This window comes from Vibrio sp. 10N.222.54.E6, assembly GCF_041473955.1.
GTDB lineage: Bacteria > Pseudomonadota > Gammaproteobacteria > Enterobacterales > Vibrionaceae > Vibrio > Vibrio tasmaniensis_A.
In genome coordinates this window covers 67,299-85,022 of the sequence record NZ_JBFRTD010000031.1, presented here as the reverse complement: position 1 = coordinate 85,022, position 17,724 = coordinate 67,299, and the positions used below count along the sequence as shown (strand labels likewise).

Annotated in this window: 13 protein-coding genes; 8 read left to right on the top strand and 5 right to left on the bottom strand. The window is 43.9% G+C overall.

Going from position 1 to position 17,724, the window contains the following annotated elements; genetic code table 11:
* The first annotated feature begins 66 nt into the window (after positions 1 to 66).
* Positions 67 to 834, top strand: a complete 768-nt coding sequence (locus AB4513_RS17805; RefSeq protein WP_102257725.1) for an allophanate hydrolase subunit 1 — start codon at positions 67 to 69, stop codon at positions 832 to 834.
* The gene (locus tag AB4513_RS17800) at positions 827 to 1,777 is read left to right on the top strand and encodes a biotin-dependent carboxyltransferase family protein (protein ID WP_102257724.1); all 951 of its coding nucleotides are present in this window, start codon (positions 827 to 829) and stop codon (positions 1,775 to 1,777) included. Before AB4513_RS17805 ends, AB4513_RS17800 begins: the two co-directional genes overlap by 8 nt.
* 146 nt (positions 1,778 to 1,923) lie before the next feature.
* On the opposite strand, the gene AB4513_RS17795 is transcribed toward AB4513_RS17800, so the two are convergent.
* The 3 genes from AB4513_RS17795 to AB4513_RS17785 all read right to left on the bottom strand — a co-directional run bounded on the left by AB4513_RS17795 (position 1,924) and on the right by AB4513_RS17785 (position 7,025).
* Positions 1,924 to 3,378 carry an FAD-dependent oxidoreductase gene (locus AB4513_RS17795; protein WP_017100549.1) on the bottom strand — a complete coding sequence of 485 codons (1,455 nt, stop codon included), beginning with the start codon at positions 3,376 to 3,378 and terminating at the stop codon, positions 1,924 to 1,926.
* Positions 3,379 to 3,910: 532 nt separating this feature from the next.
* Positions 3,911 to 6,349 (bottom strand): ABC transporter permease, encoded by a 2,439-nt coding sequence (locus AB4513_RS17790; protein ID WP_102257723.1) that lies wholly within the window; start codon positions 6,347 to 6,349, stop codon positions 3,911 to 3,913.
* A gap of 1 nt (position 6,350) precedes the next feature.
* Complete coding sequence (locus AB4513_RS17785) at positions 6,351 to 7,025, bottom strand: ABC transporter ATP-binding protein (protein WP_009845334.1); 675 nt, start codon at positions 7,023 to 7,025, stop codon at positions 6,351 to 6,353.
* On the opposite strand from AB4513_RS17785, the gene AB4513_RS17780 reads away from it, so the two are divergent.
* From AB4513_RS17780 to mrdA, 5 genes are all read left to right on the top strand, one after another.
* A complete protein-coding gene (locus AB4513_RS17780; RefSeq protein WP_009845333.1) occupies positions 7,024 to 7,641 on the top strand; it encodes an arylesterase in 618 nt (205 codons plus the stop codon). The two genes, AB4513_RS17785 and AB4513_RS17780, sit on opposite strands and share 2 nt — an antisense overlap.
* A gap of 81 nt (positions 7,642 to 7,722) precedes the next feature.
* Positions 7,723 to 8,922 (top strand): enoyl-ACP reductase FabV, encoded by a 1,200-nt coding sequence (gene fabV, locus AB4513_RS17775; RefSeq protein ID WP_009845332.1) that lies wholly within the window; start codon positions 7,723 to 7,725, stop codon positions 8,920 to 8,922.
* Positions 8,923 to 9,100: 178 nt separating this feature from the next.
* On the top strand, positions 9,101 to 11,008 hold the full coding sequence (locus tag AB4513_RS17770) for a GGDEF and EAL domain-containing protein (protein ID WP_102257722.1): 1,908 nt from the start codon (positions 9,101 to 9,103) through the stop codon (positions 11,006 to 11,008).
* Between the two features lie 118 nt (positions 11,009 to 11,126).
* Positions 11,127 to 12,788: an ABC-ATPase domain-containing protein gene (locus AB4513_RS17765; protein ID WP_009845330.1), complete on the top strand. Its 1,662-nt coding sequence runs from the start codon at positions 11,127 to 11,129 to the stop codon at positions 12,786 to 12,788.
* Between the two features lie 240 nt (positions 12,789 to 13,028).
* Positions 13,029 to 14,927 (top strand): penicillin-binding protein 2, encoded by a 1,899-nt coding sequence (gene mrdA, locus AB4513_RS17760; RefSeq protein ID WP_009845329.1) that lies wholly within the window; start codon positions 13,029 to 13,031, stop codon positions 14,925 to 14,927.
* Between the two features lie 180 nt (positions 14,928 to 15,107).
* Here the strand turns inward: mrdA and AB4513_RS17755 are convergent, their stop codons facing one another.
* The gene (locus AB4513_RS17755) at positions 15,108 to 15,728 is read right to left on the bottom strand and encodes a DNA-J related domain-containing protein (protein ID WP_009845328.1); all 621 of its coding nucleotides are present in this window, start codon (positions 15,726 to 15,728) and stop codon (positions 15,108 to 15,110) included.
* Positions 15,729 to 16,017: 289 nt separating this feature from the next.
* Positions 16,018 to 16,857 (bottom strand): isopenicillin N synthase family oxygenase, encoded by an 840-nt coding sequence (locus AB4513_RS17750; protein ID WP_009845327.1) that lies wholly within the window; start codon positions 16,855 to 16,857, stop codon positions 16,018 to 16,020.
* Positions 16,858 to 17,057: 200 nt separating this feature from the next.
* Here AB4513_RS17750 and AB4513_RS17745 point away from each other — a divergent pair, with 200 nt between their 5' ends.
* A complete protein-coding gene (locus AB4513_RS17745) occupies positions 17,058 to 17,666 on the top strand; it encodes a DUF2238 domain-containing protein (RefSeq protein WP_009845326.1) in 609 nt (202 codons plus the stop codon).
* Positions 17,667 to 17,724: the final 58 nt, after the last annotated feature.

The window sequence follows — 17,724 nt, the reverse complement described above, 5'->3', positions numbered from 1 at the left end:
AAATAAGCAAATAAGCAAATGAAAGACACTAAGTAAATCAAAGGCAAGTAAAAGTATGGAAACGAAATGACGACGAATCAAATTGAATTCAATATAGCGCCAGTCGCGGAATGCAGCGTTTTGGTGACCTTGACGCTATCGCCTTCAAATAATCAATCTAGCGCCGAATATGCGCAGTACATGGCTCATTTTTCCGATGCTATTCGTCAACACTTAGCATCTGTATTGATGAATGTGACACCGGCTTACCAAACAATATTGGTCGATTACTTACCTTATAGAATTTCAGAACATCAGCTCATGGAACAACTCAACTCTTTGTTGAGTCATGCTATTTCGTCCTTCTCTAGTGTTAGTAAAACGCGTAACACTATCGAGCTTCCCGCTTATTACTCACCAGAAACAGCACTCGACTTAGACCGATATCAAGCCAAAGGCATGTCGCTAGATGAGATCATTCAACATCACACCTCACAGACTTACAGCGTCAGTGCCATTGGGTTTACGCCTGGCTTTGCGTTTATGTCTGATGTAGTCAACGAGCTTGCTTTGCCTCGTCATTCAACCCCACGCTTAAGTGTGCCGAAAGGCAGTATCGCCATCGCGGATACGAAAACGGCGGTGTATCCTTCGGACTCACCGGGCGGTTGGAATATTATTGGCAATTGCCCACTCGCACTGTTTGATCACAGCCAATTAAAGAACGCTGATACCACGCAAACGCCGCTGTCTCTGCTTAATGTCGGTGATACGGTCCGTTTCATCGCGATTTCAAAACAAGAATTTGTTGAGCTTAAGTTTATGGATATTAGTGGAGGTGTCGCTAATGGCTAAGACAAACGCTAAACCAACACTGACAGTACTTAAGCCGGGGCCAATGAGTTTGATTCAAGACTTCGGACGATTTGGTGTTGCTCATCTCGGGTTGACACAAGGCGGCCCTGTTGATGATTACTCGTATAGCTGGGCCAATCACCTGCTCGGAAACCCAGTCAACCGAGCAGCGTTGGAAATCACGCTTGGGCAATGTGCGTTACGTATCGATTTTGATTGCGAAATGGCGTTGTGTGGTGGCGATTTACAAGCGAAGCTCGATGGCAAACCACAGTCTAACTGGCGTACTTTTCAAGCTTTTGCAGGGCAAGTTCTCTCATTTGGTTTACCTAAAAATGGTCTAAGGGCGTATTTAGCCGTTAAGGGGGGCTTCGATGTTCCATCAACTCTTGATAGCTGTTCAACAGTGACTCGTGAAAAAATTGGTGGATTAACGCAAGATGGAGAGCCATGCCAGCAAGGGCAACACATTGCTTTTACCCAACACCAACTCTCTCGCTCGTTTAAAGCGTTGAGTGTCACCTTCCGATACACGCCTAATTACAACCTACCCGTGAACCTGCGAGTGATTGAAGGCTATCAAAGCGAGTTGTTCACTGGTTCAGCAAAAGAGACTTTGTATAACGCACAGTATCACGTTGACCAAAATTCAAATCGCATGGGCTATCGACTCAGTGGTCAATCGGTTGATTCACCTGATATTTCGCTATTGTCTGAAGGTATTGCCTTAGGTGCGATTCAAATCCCCCAAGATGGGCAACCTATTGTGTTGCTTAATGACAGACAGACTATTGGTGGCTATCCGAAGATTGGATGTGTTGCCAGAATCGATTTGCCGCGCTTAGCACAAGCCAAACCTGGACATAAAGTCTCGTTTAGTAAAGGCGATCGCTTAGGATTACAAGATGTTTGGTGCCAATGGGCTCAGTTTTTCGGCTATTAGTTTTTGCTCTGTAGCTAAAAGTAATTGCCTAGAGATATAGTTCGGTTGGTTTTCGGTATATTAGCTGGCGTTTGAATGAAGGTTCGGCTTACCTGTCAAAGTAAGCCGAATTGAAGATGTTTAGCGTAGTAGATTATGACTGAGTATTAAGCGTGATCTTGGCCTGATACCTTTGCAAGGGCTTCTGGGTATCCGCGTTCTTGTGTCAAATCTATCGCTTTATTCTCAATATTCTTTAGATTAAGTGACATTGTCACTGAGTGTGTATTTTCAATCGATACTGACTCTGCGACATCAAACCAATGCTCAGCGACCTTTTGCGCTGCCTCTAAGGTTGAAGATGCTTTGACTACTTCAAGTCGAGCATAGCGATCACCACAGAATGACACGTCTGAAGCTCTTAAGCTCGGATCGGTTCCCGGAATCTGCTGTGCACCGAACAAAGGCTTACCACCTACCAGTGCAGAGCTAAAACTTGGGATGAACTGAGACATATGCGTTATCGCAGCGCGAGTTCTTAATTCGAGCTGCTCTTCACTCCAACCTGATACGATTTTCTTAAGAAGCTTAGAAGGCAACTGAGGCTGTGATGAATCTGTTGATGATGAAACAAGCCCACCCTCAAATAGAGTAATCCCTTCTGTCATACCGTGAAGTTGGAATACACCATCAGCGTACGGTGTTAACTGAGCCATGCCTTGCGGTGTGCCTCTCGGGCCATGGAAGATAACCTCTGGCCACTCTTCCTTACATTCTTGCGAATACGGCCACTGCGTAACGTATGCGGCTTTGAACTCAACAAGCCTTTGTTGCTTAGAACCGACAAAGTCATCCACGATGCCCGTTTCAAAGCCACTTGCATTAATCAAGTAGTCGGTCGTTAGGTGACAGCTTTGGTTCTCAGCGTCTGTATAAGTCAAAGACCAACCTTGCTCTAACGATTCAACAGATTGTAATCGGCTGTTGGTTAACACGGTACAATTAGATTGTTGCCCCAAAGAGAGTTGAGCGGTTGCAGATAAGCGGAATACGCTCCAGCCATACTCTTGAACCATAGCAACAGGATACTTAAGGGTTTCTAGATCCGTATGTTTAGCGAAAGGAATACACCATTCATCAAGCGATGTTGGTTTCAGAGGCTGTGTTTGAGCAGCAAGTGCTAGTAACTCTTCTTTACTATACAGCTTGTAATACTCTTCCGGTTTACCAAGCACTTGGTTGCTTTTATCTTGATTAACAAGCTCAGCATAAGCGTTCTTGATTATCTTTAGGCGCGGAAGAAGATCCAACGGCTCTCCACCATCACTGTGTGGAACAGCGATAATTGTCGGACGAATATTGATAGTATGGGGAAACAAGCGGACGGTATCAATTGACTGAGTGAGCAACTGAAGACACTGCTCTACAGAAATATCTCGATACAAATTGCCACCAGCATGCAGATGGCAAATTGGTGGACCATTAACCAAACTCGGTCCTTTTTCCAAAATAGTGACCTTATAACCCAACTCACTAAAATGAATTGCGCTCGTCGTTCCGGCAATACCACCACCAACAATGGCAATAGAAGGCTGATTTGTATCCGTTTTGTTGTGGTTCATCGTGTTCTGTAGAATATGATTAACTGCCGCTATTCTACTTTTGTTCTGCTACGAATTAAAACACATTTTTATCAAGGTCTTAGATAGGCAGTATTTAATATCTATGTAAAAAACCTAAATAATCTCTTGACTCAATAACTCCAGATTGAGTTTTAAAGGTTATTATAACCGTCACATTTGTCCTAAGTGACGCCACATAAAGGCTGCCTCAGTACTCTTAAAACATAGATGTTAACTTATCCCTAAAGTTATCCACCGTTTTTGTGGATAACTGTTGATAACGTTCTTGCTAAGTTGCGCAAACCCTTTGTTTACAGGGACTAACCGCTGTTCATTAAATCGGCATTATTGCGCAATTAGTTTTAAAAAATACTAAAAAATTGGGAAATTAAGGTGCGATGTTCGTAACTTGTGCTACGCATTGGTCAAATAAAAAGCGGTCTAAAGAGACGTCTTATAAATAGTGAACGACTAAGTATAAGTAATTTCACTTTTAGACCGTTTTAAGCATTTGGTTAGATCTTGCTAGCGACTAACCAAAATCCTTGTTTACTGGTGCCAACAAACGTTTGATTAAGCTATTCACTACCGCGGCCAATGTGATAAACGTCAGCACGGGTAGCGCTATCCACAGTATTGGGTGGAGTGAAGGTTCTAACTCAAAGCCAAAGTTCATTACCCCTGCAACACTGAGTTCAGAACCTAGCGCAGCAATTGAGCCAGCTACTAACGCCATCACCCCGTATTCACACCAAATAGTGTTGAGAATACGCTTCTTACTCGCGCCTAAGGTTCGGTACAAGCGTATCTCTTGTTGTCTTTGAGATAAGCTCAGTCGCAACAGAGTGAAGATAAGCAATAGCCCCGCCACTACACCTAACGCGGCAAGTACGGTTATCGACCAAACAATCTGTTTGAGCAACTCTTGGATCTTGCTACCCATTTTACGAATGTCCATCAAACTCACGGTCGGGTGATTTCGAGATAATTCGTTGAGCATTTGGTTGTGTTGCTCTTCTAATCTGAAGCTCACCAACCAAGTAGAAGGAATAGCGCTCAAAACATCGGGAGTAAAAATGAAATAGAAGTTTGGCTTCATTTCACGCCATTCTACTTTTCGGATGCTGTTCACCTTGGCAGAGACGTTCTGGCTGTTGATTGTGAATGAAAGATCATCGCCAATTTTCAAACCAAGTTGCTCTGCGACATCGGATTCCACAGATACGCCCTGCTCTTGTGTCCAGCTGCCTTCTAATACTTCATTGTACTCAGGCAGGCTATCTCCCCAAGTGAAGTTGATCTCGCGACTTAGTGCATCTGTTTCTTCTGAGGTCTCGCTGTATTTCGCCGCCTCAACGCCGTTAATGGTTGTGAGCCTTCCTCGTATAATTGGAAACGCTTGAGTACGCTCTACTTCGTTTGCATCAATCGTCTCGAGATAACTGTCTTTCTCATAGCTCGCAATATTCAGCGCAAACGCATTAGGTGCGTTCTCGGGCAAAGTTTGCTGCCAATCTGACAACAAGTCACTTCTCACTAGCCATATGATCGATAACAGCATCAAAGACAGCGCTAAAGAACCAAATTGAATCCCTGTTGCTAATGGTGTGCGATTAATTCGGCTCAATGCCAAACGCATAGATGTCGACGTCGGCAGCTTACCGACCAAACGCAGAACAAGCGTGCTCACAATCGCAAGCACTAAGAACAGGCAAGCGATACCCGCTAGAACTATCCATACCAACAGGTTATCGCCGTACATCAGCATCATTGGAATAATAGGCACCAGCAACAACAGGTATTTCTTGTAGCTTTCATTAGACTGGTGACTTGATTGAATCACGCTGATTGCCGAAGTGCTTACCAAGCCAATTAACGGAATACCAAGAGCAGGCACACCAATGAGAATGCTTGATAAAATCGCCAAAATGACAGGTTCAATACCATAGCTAGGAAGTGGTGTTGGTAATAAGTCGCCCAGAGGTATACGAAGCAAAAATTCTAAGCCGATACCGATGGTAATTCCCAGTACTGCACCAATAACCACCAACAGAGACACCTGTACGGACAACCATTTAACGATCCACTGCTTGCTCGCACCTAAACTCTTAAGCATCGCAATGGTTTTACGACGACTCGCAACATAATGTTGGCAAGTGAGTACCAAAGTGGTCGCAGCCATGATCACAACGATAGCAACCGTTAGCGATAAGTATTGAGTCGTACTTTCGAACATCTCGTTGGTACGACTGGCTGAGTCTTGTGTACGCCAGCGATCACTTGGTGTCAGTTCGATACTGTCTTGTGCTGCTTTGAGTTTCGATTCATCACCATTTAAAAACAATCTAAAGCTAACGCGGCTACCTGGTTGGATTGCGCCTGTCGCTTCAACATCGTTATTGTGAATCAGAACTGCAGGCATTTGTTGGAAAGGGTTAAAACTCAAGCCCGGTTCTTGCGCGATACGCCCTGTGATTGTTAAATCGGCATCGCCTATCGTGACATTGTCACCTATCTCAACTTCTAGCTGAGCAAATATACGCTCATCAAGCCACAATTCCCCCGGTTCAACATGATTGCTTGCCGCGTTATCTGCGCCTTCCAGTATCATTTCACCGCGTAAAGGGTAATTGCTCTCTACGGCTTTAACAGTAACCAACTGCATCGAGTTATCACTGAATGCCATGGTTGAGAAGCGAGTTAACTGAGAGCTTTCTAACTGTTCAACCTGAGTCAGGTCTAATAAAGGTTGGGGGATTGGGTTTGCCGATACAAATACACTGTCGGCGGTTAACGCATCTTTGCCCTGCTTTACGATCACTTGTTCCATACGCTCAGCTAAAGCTGAAAGCGCGAACACACAAGCTATAATGAGCGTTAGAGCGATGGATACCGGCCATAGCTGACCATGTCGAATCTCTTCGATGCTCCATGAAAACAGTCGTTTATTCAGTCCGTGTGATGAATTCAATTTACACTTCCTCTATGTGACCGACATGCATTTTCAAGGTTCGTTGGCAACGCTGTGCGAGCTTAGGGTCATGCGTGACGAGAACAAGCGTTGTACCGTGCGATGAATTAAGTTCGAACAACAGCTCGACGATTTTCGCTGCCGTTTGTTGGTCTAGGTTGCCCGTTGGTTCATCAGCGAACAAAATTTTAGGCTTAATCATAAACGCACGAGCCAATGCTACCCTTTGTTGTTCACCACCGGACAGTTGAGACGGCAGGTGATCAAGCCTGTCTTTCAAGCCCACTGATTCAAGCAAAGCCGTCGCGCGTTCGATGTCTTCGTCTTCACCTTTCAACAAACAAGGCAGCGTGACGTTTTGCAGGGCAGAAAGGCTTGGGATCAATAAGAAGCTTTGGAAAACAAACCCAACGGATTCACTGCGGATTTTGGCTCTCGCTTCGTCATCAAGCTGTGATAGAGGTTGGCCTAACAAACTGATTTCGCCAGAAGTTGGCACATCGAGTCCTGCAAGCAGTGTCATTAACGTGGATTTACCCGCACCTGAAGTACCGACGATCGCAACCGTTTCACCCTCACGAATATCGATATCAACATGCTCTAAGATTGTTAAATGTTCTTGATTAGTAGACACTGTCTTCGAAACAGCTTCTGCTTTAATGATGGATGTATGCATGACTCGACTAATTTCCTTTTTATTCTTAATTATATTTTCAACCGCTTCTTTGGCTCAAGATACCGAGTTAGATTCTAAGTTACTGGTGCTTGGTGATAGCTTGAGTGCTGGTTATAACATGGACATCAAACAGAGTTGGCCAAGCCTGTTACCAGACGCGTTAGCAAAGCATGACAAAACGGTAACCGTGGTCAACGGAAGTATTTCTGGTGACACAACTGGCAATGGCTTAGCTCGTTTACCACAATTGCTTGAAGAACACGCCCCAGACACTGTTCTTATCGAACTCGGTGCGAATGATGGTCTTCGTGGATTCCCACCTAAGCTGATGTCTGCGAATCTTGATCAAATCATTAAGCAGATAAAAGCTGCGGGCGCGAAACCTATTATGATGAAGATTAAAATCCCACCGAATTACGGTAAGCGTTACAACCAACAGTTTGAGTACGTTTTTGCAGCGCTTGCTGATCAACAAAACGTGCCACTTTTGCCGTTTTTCCTAGAGCATATCATCCTCAAACCGGAGTGGATGATGAACGATGGACTGCATCCAAAACCAGAAGCTCAGCCTTGGATTGCTGAATTTGTCGCCAAAGAATTATATCAGTATCTTTAGGTTTTAATGGTCTAGCTCAATAAATTTTACACAGCTTTACGTTAGCCTGAGTGCATATCACCGTTAACTGTAAGGTTATTTATGCTGATCGAACCTATTATCAAGGGTGTGGTAGCCAAAAGCGCTCACCCTCTAGGCTGTCAAGAATCCGTAAAGCAACAAATCAAGTTTGTTAAGAGTGCGCCGCAGATCAAAGATGGCCCTAAGCGAGTACTGATTATCGGTGCTTCCTCTGGCTTTGGCCTTGCCGCTCGCATTGCCCTTACCTTTGGCGGTGCAAAAGCTGACACCATCGGCGTCTCATTCGAGCGCGGTCCTAACGAGAAATCCCTAGGCAGCGCTGGTTGGTACAACAACATCTATTTCAAGAAAGAAGCCGAACGAGAGCAACGCACTGCTATCAACATTGTTGGCGACGCATTTTCACAAGAAACACGTTCACAAGTTGTCGAAGCCATCGAAACCTACTTCGAAGGTGAAGTGGATCTGATTATCTATAGCTTGGCTGCTGGCGTAAGACCCAAACCAAATACCGAAGAATTCTGGCGCTCTGCCATTAAGCCAATCGGTGAAAGCGTGACTGGTGCGACTATCTCACTAGAGCACGACAACTGGGTGACCAACACACTTGATGCTGCAACGGAAGAAGAAGCCGAAAGCACACTCAAAGTCATGGGCGGCGAAGATTGGGAACAGTGGATAGATGAGCTAATCAATGCTGAATCTATTGCCCCAGGTTGCAAAACCATTGCTTTTTCTTACGTTGGTCCAGAAGTCACGCACCCTATCTACTTAGACGGTACTTTGGGCCGCGCTAAAATAGACCTTCATCAAACCAGTCACGCACTTAACCTTGAACTAGCAAACTTTGGTGGTAATGCTTACGCGACCGTGTGTAAAGCATTAGTGACCAAAGCGAGTGTGTTCATTCCGGGGCTAAGCCCCTATCTGCTCGCTTTATATAGAGTGATGAAAGAAAAAGAGACCCACGAAGGTTGTATCCAACAAATGCAACGCTTATTCAGCAGTAAGCTGTATGGACAAACCAAAGTACCACTTGATGGCGAGCGCCTAATTCGGATGGATGAATGGGAACTCGACCCAGAAACCCAAGCTCATGTGACTGAACTACTTGAAGCTATGGATGAAAACAACTTCCAATCAATCGGTGACTATCAAGGTTTTAAAGAAGAGTTTTTACAGTTGAACGGTTTTGCTCAACCATCGGTAGACTATAAAGAGAAACTTAACACTGATGATTTTATAAAGTTAAAGCCTTAATCGAAACTTATCTCATTACTGAGACCCAGATTCACATTTGAAAACCTCCGCAAAATTGCGGAGGTTTTTTTGTGCAACATTTCTTATACTTAGTTAATGTAATATTCACAGTTTATTTGGTTCATCTTAATTAACACAGGATGTGTTGATGCATTTAGCATAATTGACTCGGAGTCATATGAAGAAGATAAAAACGATAGACTTAGATATCCCTGACGATATGGCCTCCAGCTGGCAAAATATTGTCGACCTCTTAGCTCAAATCACTCAAGTGCCTGCTGCACTTATCATGCGTGTTCATACCAACTACATTGAAGTTTTCTCTACCAGCCACAGTCAGGATAACCCTTATAACAAAGGCGATTCTGAAACATTAGGAAATGGGCTTTACTGCGAAACGGTGATGGAGTCTCAGCAGCAGCTTTTAGTACCCAATGCGCTTGCCGATGTTGATTGGAAAAATAACCCCGACACAAAGCTTGGCTTAATCTCTTATTGTGGCATTCCGCTATGTTGGCCTAACGGCGAATTGTTCGGCACCATTTGTATCTTGGACTCGAAAGAAAATCACTACACGCCTACCTATATTAAGCTATTAGAAAGCTTTCGCACCTCGATAGAATCTCAATTAAAAACCTTGTTTCAACACGCTAAGCTCACTCAAATGAATCGTGACTTAAAAAGCCGAGTTGCTACTCGCACAAAAGACCTCGCGAGTCTTAATTATTCATTAAACCAAGAGATTGATAAGCGCAGAGCGGCAGAACAAGAGATCAATTTCCAAAAAAATCACGATCTCGGCACGGGTTTTTTGAACCGAAGTGCTTTTGAGTCGCGCTTAGATCAGAAGTTGTTGTCACAACAAAGGTTTACTGGTGGCTCACTCGCAGTAATCCATATTGGATTTACTAATGGCAGGCGCATTCAAGCTCGATATGGCTACAACGCGTTAGACCAAGTGCTTGTTGAATACCGACAACGCATCGACAGTATCTCTGATGTCGAGGTATTAACTGCGCGCCCTACTTCGGTTGACCTTGTGTTGGCGTTCAGTGTTAAAGATTTGCACCAACGTATCGAAGAACTATGCCAGACATTGGTAAAAGTCGGTCATTCAGAATTTGACATTGGTAGTGACAAAGTTCATCTGCATGCCTTTATAGGGATTGCGATTACTGAGCACGACGATGGTGCTGACAGTATTATCCAAAAATCTTCAGAAGCGATGTTGGCATGTAAAGATTCCGGACAGAAGTTCGCTTACTATTCTCAGTCTCATGCTGAAGAACAAAGTCATATTAATAAGATTGAAGGTTATTTACTCCAAGCGGTTCGTAATGATGACCTTATGCTCTATTTTCAGCCTAAAGTATGCCCGTTGACTCATCGCTGGGTTGGTGCAGAGGCTCTACTACGTTGGCGACACCCCGTTCTGGGAGACATATCTAACGAAACCTTAATACACATGGCCGAGCAAAACGGGTTAATTTTCGAAGTAGGAAATTTTGCTCTGCGCAACGCGATTGAGCAAGCGAAAGAGTGGTCCGAATACGTTGAAGATTTCAAAATAGCCGTAAACGTATCTGCTATTCAATTAAAGAATGTTGATTTCGCAGACCAAATTATTCACCTGTTGGAAACCTATCACCTAGAACCTCATTTCTTAGAACTTGAAGTCACGGAAAGTTGCCTCATTGCAGATGAAGTCGTCGCGAAAAATACATTGGAATCGTTACACAACATTGGCGTTACATTGTCACTGGACGACTTTGGGACGGGCTATGCCTCATTTAGTTACCTTAAGAAATTCCCATTCGATACGATTAAAATTGATAAGAGCTTCATCGACCAAATGCTCAACTCACAGGAAGACTCAGAGATCGTTCGGTCCATAGTCCAAATCGCGAAAAAGCTCGACTTAAAAGTCACGATTGAAGGCATTGAATCGGAGGTTCAGGAGCAATTTATCATCAATGAAGGCTGTGATGTGGGACAAGGTTACCTTTATGGCAAGCCAATGCCGAGCCAAGAATTCGAACACAGCTTAATCAATCAAAACTATTTGGGGACAACTCGTTACGCTTAAGGCGAAAAAGAGCACTTTGTTTTGGATTTAGGCCTACTTTCTCTTTACTCTATAGGTGGTGATTTTTATAATCGCCGCCTTTCTGTTTTATCTTCCCTTTATATAGGCATTCCTCGTTATGGATCAGTTGACTGCAAAGCTTAAAAAGCTCGAAAAACAAAACTTCCGCGCATATCAACAAATTAAAGGTCAATACGACTTTGCTGATTTCGAATTACACATCGACCACGTTCAAGGTGACCCGTATGCATCATCTTCACGTTTTCGCGCAACACGCGCTTGGTCGTTAACAGGGTTAGATTGGCTTAAAGAAAAATCTTACGAATACCAAGTAGCAGCGCGTGATTTTATTGCACGTAGCTTCTCTGAATTTGCTAAGCAAGAAGCGACCGTGTCTATCGCACTAACCGGCCAAACTGTTTTGGATAACACATCTGTGGTTTTCACCGAGCACGGTATCGAAATTCGTTTTCGTATCAACCTACCCGCTGATGGTCGTAGTATTCTTGCAAAGAAAGCAATCAACATCATTACATTCTATTTGCCTAAGTTTATTCGTCGCGCAACGCTTGAACGCGAACTCAACATCGAAGCGATGATTAAGCATTGTGAAGCTGTTGAAGACCAAGACGCATTGCGTGCTCAATTGGAAGAAAACAACCTAGCAGCATTCGTTGCAAATGGCAGTGTATTACCTCGTATTGCAGGTAACTGCGACCTGCCAATGAAAGGCGCAGTTCCTTTCCTAGCACCAGAGTCTTTAAGTGTGACGCTAAACGCGCCAAACCAAGGTGATGTGACTGGCCTAGGTATTCCTAAAGGCATCACGCTGATCGTTGGTGGTGGTTTCCATGGTAAATCTACACTATTGAACGCCGTTGAACGTTCTATCTACAACCATATTCCTGGTGATGGCCGTGAAGGTATCGTGACTGCGACCGATACGATGAAGATCCGTGCTGAAGATGGCCGATGTGTACATAACTTGAATCTTTCAAACTACATCAACCATTTACCAATGCAGAAAGACACGTCTAATTTCAGCACACAAGATGCATCAGGTTCTACATCGCAAGCGGCTTGGCTACAAGAATCGATTGAAGCAGGCGTTCAAACACTACTTATTGATGAAGATACGTCAGCGACTAACTTCATGATTCGTGACGAACGTATGCAAGCTCTAGTATCAAAAGGTGCTGAGCCAATCACTCCACTTGTTGACCGTATTGGCCAACTTCGTGAAGAGATGGATATCTCTACCATTGTTGTAATGGGTGGATCTGGCGATTACCTAGACGTGGCTGACACTGTTATTCAAATGCACGACTACCAAGCGGTAGACGTAACTGATAAAGCACAAGAAGTCATCGCTCAACACCCTACTCAGCGAACTAACGAATGTGAGACCGCATTAGAAACGTTTGTTCCTCGTTCGTTAAACCGCGCAGCATTGATGAACATTCTTACTGACGGCAAATTCCGAGTTAACGCGAAAGGCAAAGAGTCACTGCGTTTTGGTAAGGAATTCGCGGACCTTTCTGCATTAGAGCAGTTAGAATCAACGTCAGAAGTAAACGCGATTGGTTGGGCTTGGTTCCAGTTTGCACAAACTCCAGGTTGGTCAAACAACCCTGCTAAAGAGTTTAGCGCTATCTTAAGCGATGAGTGGCACGTGAACATGCCAAACTACGGTGACTTAGCGAAACCAAGAGTATTGGATGTAATGGCCGCACTAAACCGTATGCGTAAATCTCAGTTCAAACCTTCGAGCTCGAACTAATACCTCGCGTTAAGTTAATCTTTATTGTTACGGCTCTCATTTATGAGGGCCGTTTTTTTGCGTTCAATTCCTATATTTCTATCTGATTCGGCCACTCTTTACGTAACTACATTGTTGGTCAGCGCTTTAATCATAGAAATCCCCAAAATCATGACACAGCTTTTACAAAACTATGGCGATATTCAGATAAAGTTCCGACTCGATAGGTGTAACTAAATGTAACAGACTCTTGAGGCTTCAATGAATCATAAACGCGTTAAGATGCGTGACCATAAAATCGAAGTAAACCTATTCAAAAACCGTGTAATCGTGGCGTTTTGTGGGATCTTACTGTTCACTCTCGTCTTAGTCGCCAACCTGTACCGACTTCAAGTCGACAATTTTGAAAGCTATCAAACTCGTGCGGATGGCAACAGAATCAAAGTATTGCCTATCGCGCCTACTCGCGGGCTAATTTACGATCGTAATGGTGTGTTGCTTGCCGAGAACAAGCTTGTGTTTAATCTAACGATGATTCCCGAGCAAACAGATGATGTCGATACCATGCTCGCCAAGCTCGACAAATACATCCCGCGTGATGTTGAGCAGATCGCTCGATTCAAAAAACGTTATCACAACACGCGCCGTTTCAAATCTGTCACTATATTAGAGAACCTAAGTGAAGAAGAGATTGCTAAGTTTTCGGTGCACCAGTACCAATTCCCCGGCTTATCGATTGATACGAACTTAAAGCGCTTTTACCCAAATGGAGAGGTGCTGACCCATGTCTTAGGGTATGTGGCACACATCAATGATAGTGACCTAAAGAAGCTAGAAGAAAAAGGCATCGAAGCGAATTATCAAGCGACTACTATTATTGGTAAGCTCGGTGTCGAACGCTATTACGAAGATATCCTACACGGAACCAAAGGCTATCAAGAAGTTGAAGTAAACAGCCGTGGCCGTGTTGTTCGGACTATTGAGTACGTGCCGCCAGTTGCAGGCAAAGACATAGTATTAAATATTGACCTTGAACTGCAAAAATACGTATTTGAACAACTTGATCACCGAACCGGAAGTGCGGTTATCCTCGATCCAAAAGACAACAGTGTACTGGCGATGGCATCTAGCCCAAGTTATGACCCTAATCTATTTGTCGACGGCATTTCGAGTAAGAACTACCAACGTCTATTGAATGACCCTGCTCACCCGTTGGTGAATCGCACCACACTGGGCGTTTACCCTCCAGCATCCACCATAAAACCATTTATGGCCGTTGCCGGATTACAAGAGCATGTTATATCAGAAAACACCATTCGTGATGATCACGGTTCATGGCAAATTCCCGGTTCCAAACGCAACTCTAAATCATGGCGAGACTGGAAACGCTGGGGTCACGGTCCTGTTGACGTAACTCAAGCGATTGAAGAGTCGGTGGATTCATTCTTCTATCAAACCGCCTTTGATTTAGGTATCGACCGCATCTCAAGTTGGATGAATCGCTTTGGTTTTGGTGAACCTACGGGCATCGATATCTATGAAGAAAGTACCGCCAACATGCCAACTCGAGAGTGGAAGATGATGCGTTATCGTACCCCTTGGTATCAAGGTGACACCGTCCCTATTGGTATTGGTCAAGGGTATTGGACATCCACGCCAATGCAACTTGCCAAAGCAACCTCGGTACTAGTTAATCATGGGAAGGTAATGCCACCTCATATCTTGAGAGCTACCTTAGATCACGGTGAAGATTTTGATACGCAAAAACTGGTTGAACCTGAGCCGATGCTGTCGATCACTGAAGTACCAGACGAGATATGGGATGTACCTATTAATGCGATGCGACTCGTAAACCACGGCAGTCGAGGTAGCGGCAGACGTGCATTTAAAGGAACTGACTACACTAGCGGCGGTAAATCGGGAACAGCCCAAGTATTTGATCTTGCAAAAGATCAGGTCTACAACTCCAAGAAACTGGCTCGGCATTTACTCGACCACGCGCTTTACACGGCATTCGCACCTTACGAACACCCTGAATATGTTGCGACTGTGGTCATCGAGCACGGTAATGGTGGTTCCAAGGTCGGTGCTCCTTATATCCGTAAAGTACTCGACTATGCATTCGAACATAAGAGTGGAGAAAACAAAGATCACTCATAGCACAATAAATGAAGTTGTAACGACGCTTAATCTAGTAACAACGCATAGCCTAGTAACAATACAAGCATAATGACGACAAAGCCCCACTTGTGTCACTCACAACATGGGGCTTTCAATTTTATATAGGGCTTAAATTTCACTCTAAAGAGTCAATAAACAGCGCAGTAAGAGTTACGTCGATTATGAACTTCGTAATACATGCCACGCCTCACAAAGCGTCTGGAATTTTGCCGTATTGCCCTCGTCTCTATCGGGATGCCACCGCAACGCCAGCTGTCGCCAACGCTTTCTAATTTCCTTATGCGTTGCGTCTACAGGGAGATCAAATAACTTCAATGCACGGTTTTTATCTAAATTGAGCGTATCAGCGCCAACAAACTTTCTGTACCGAGTCCAAAACTCGTTCAGCAGCCTTTTGACTTCACCTTCATCCGCTTCATAGTTAGTCCAATTAGTGTAGTAGTCTCGAAGAGGGTCTTGGTGATCAATGCTGTGGCTATTTCCATGATAGCTTCCATTCATTAATTCAATATCCATTGCTTGAACTTGAAGCCAACCATCAGGGTGCAAGGTTTCTTGAAGCTGATACAGCGCATTCATAATGAGAAAGTTCTTTTTAAATAACTCCTTCTCGGGTGCTGCATCTAATACAGGCATAAACCCAAGGTCGTTTAGATAAGCCGCCAGTGTGTGTACTTTCCATCCACTTGGTTTTCGCTTAAGCACTTCCATAATGGGCCAGAGCAAAGGGTTCTCCATATGGCTATGAAAGCTCGCTCTCACACCTTGATTATTCGACATAGTTGGCTCATTTGGGTTATTAAGTTGTTAGCTTGTTAGGCATGATGAATTGCCCTAGGTCAGTGGGCTGACTTCTCTTAATTGAAAGCGATTTTCTACGATTTGTCGAGCTTAATGGAACACCACATTCAATTGCTTGGCTCAAGAGCCCGTTATCCATCAAAATTACGCAGCTAAGGTGACCAGTAATTGGCTATGATTGGTTTAGCTCTTTGGAAAAACAAAAAAAGGCCAGCAATTTTGCTGACCTCTGATATCTATACCAATTTTAGCACAAGGAACTAGTTAATTAGATAACACCAAGCTCTCTTAGACGTTCCATTAGGTATTCATTTGCGGTGTACTTCTCAGACAGTACAACTTCCGGTTTTGGGTGAAGGAATAGTGGCAAAGAGATACGAGATTTCTCTTGGCGTTCACCTGATGGATTAATTACACGGTGAGTTGTCGATGGGAAGTAACCACCTGATGCTTCTTGAAGCATGTCACCAATGTTTATGATCATATTACCGAAGTCACATGGAACATCTAACCACTCGTCATTCTGAGCTTTAACTTGAAGGCCCGGCTCATTTGCTGCAGGAAGAACAGTCAGTAAGTTGATGTCTTCGTGAGCAGCTGCGCGGATAGCACCTGGCTCTTCATCGCCTTGCATTGGTGGGTAATGAAGAACGCGAAGCAGTGTTTGTTCGCTGCCATTAATCATTTCAGAAAGCGCGATTGAGAACTTCTCTTGTACTTCTTGAGGCGCATGTGCTTCAACCCAACCTAATAGTTCTTGAGCAAAAGCATTAGCACGTTGGTAGTAATCTAGAATCTGTTCTTTTAACTGTTCAGGAATCTGACCCCAAGGGTATACGTGAAAGTATTCTTTGATGTCTTTTACAGTGTGGCCCTTAGCAACTTCAGAAACTGAAGGTGGAAAATATCCATCTTGTGTTTCAACATTGAAGTGGAAGTTCTCTTTCTCTTCAGAAATGAAGAATTGGTACCAGTTCTCGTAAATTGACTCAACAAGCTCTTTTGGGATGGGGTGATTCTTAAGAACACCAAAACCCGTTTCACGTAGAGATCGAACAAATTGTTCTGCTGCGTCGTCAGCAAGGTAATCGACAGTTTCCAGTTTCATGACTTTTCTTTCTTGTTATGTAGTAATGCAATGATTTTAAGGATCGCTTTGTTGTAAATCAAACTTTTGTGAAACTCCGCCAACCGTTTGTCTAGATACTGGGCGATAACACTACTTTTCAACAAATCTAGTGATTAGAACACAATTGAACACTGTTCATTATTATGTAACTATACAAAAAACTTATAAAGGATCTGATGATGACAATTACGCCACTTGCTCAAAATAGACCTCTACTCTCACTAACTGCTGTCTATCTTGTTATCTTTCTCTTTTCAGCCTTTGCGCCATCTTCAAGAGCCGTTTGGATCGCTGAGATCGTCCCTGCTCTCGGTATTCTTATCGGGATATGGTGGCTATCCACCAAGCTCACCTTTTCTAAGACAGCTTATGCTCTGATGTTTATCTGGCTTATTTTGCACACGATAGGCGCAAAATATACCTTCTCAGAAGTGCCATTTGACTGGTTCAATAACCTTATCGGCTCTGAGCGCAATAACTTTGACCGAGTAGCCCATTTCTCTATTGGTCTTTATGCCTATCCACTCGCAGAGTATTTGATTCGTAAGAAATTGGCTCAGCCGATACTAGCCTGTTTCTTTGCCCTATTTGCGATCATGAGTGTAGCAGCTGGCTACGAGATTATAGAATGGTGGTATGCAGAAATTGCAGGTGGTGATGAAGGTATCGCGTTCCTTGGCTCACAAGGTGATATTTGGGATGCACAGAAAGACATGCTGTGTGATACAACGGGTGCCATTGTCTCGCTATTACTGTTGCAACTTCAAGGACGAGTTAGAGCTCATTAAGCTCTAACCTTTCTTCTGAATATAAAAAACAATGTGAAATGCCACACGCATGATGTGC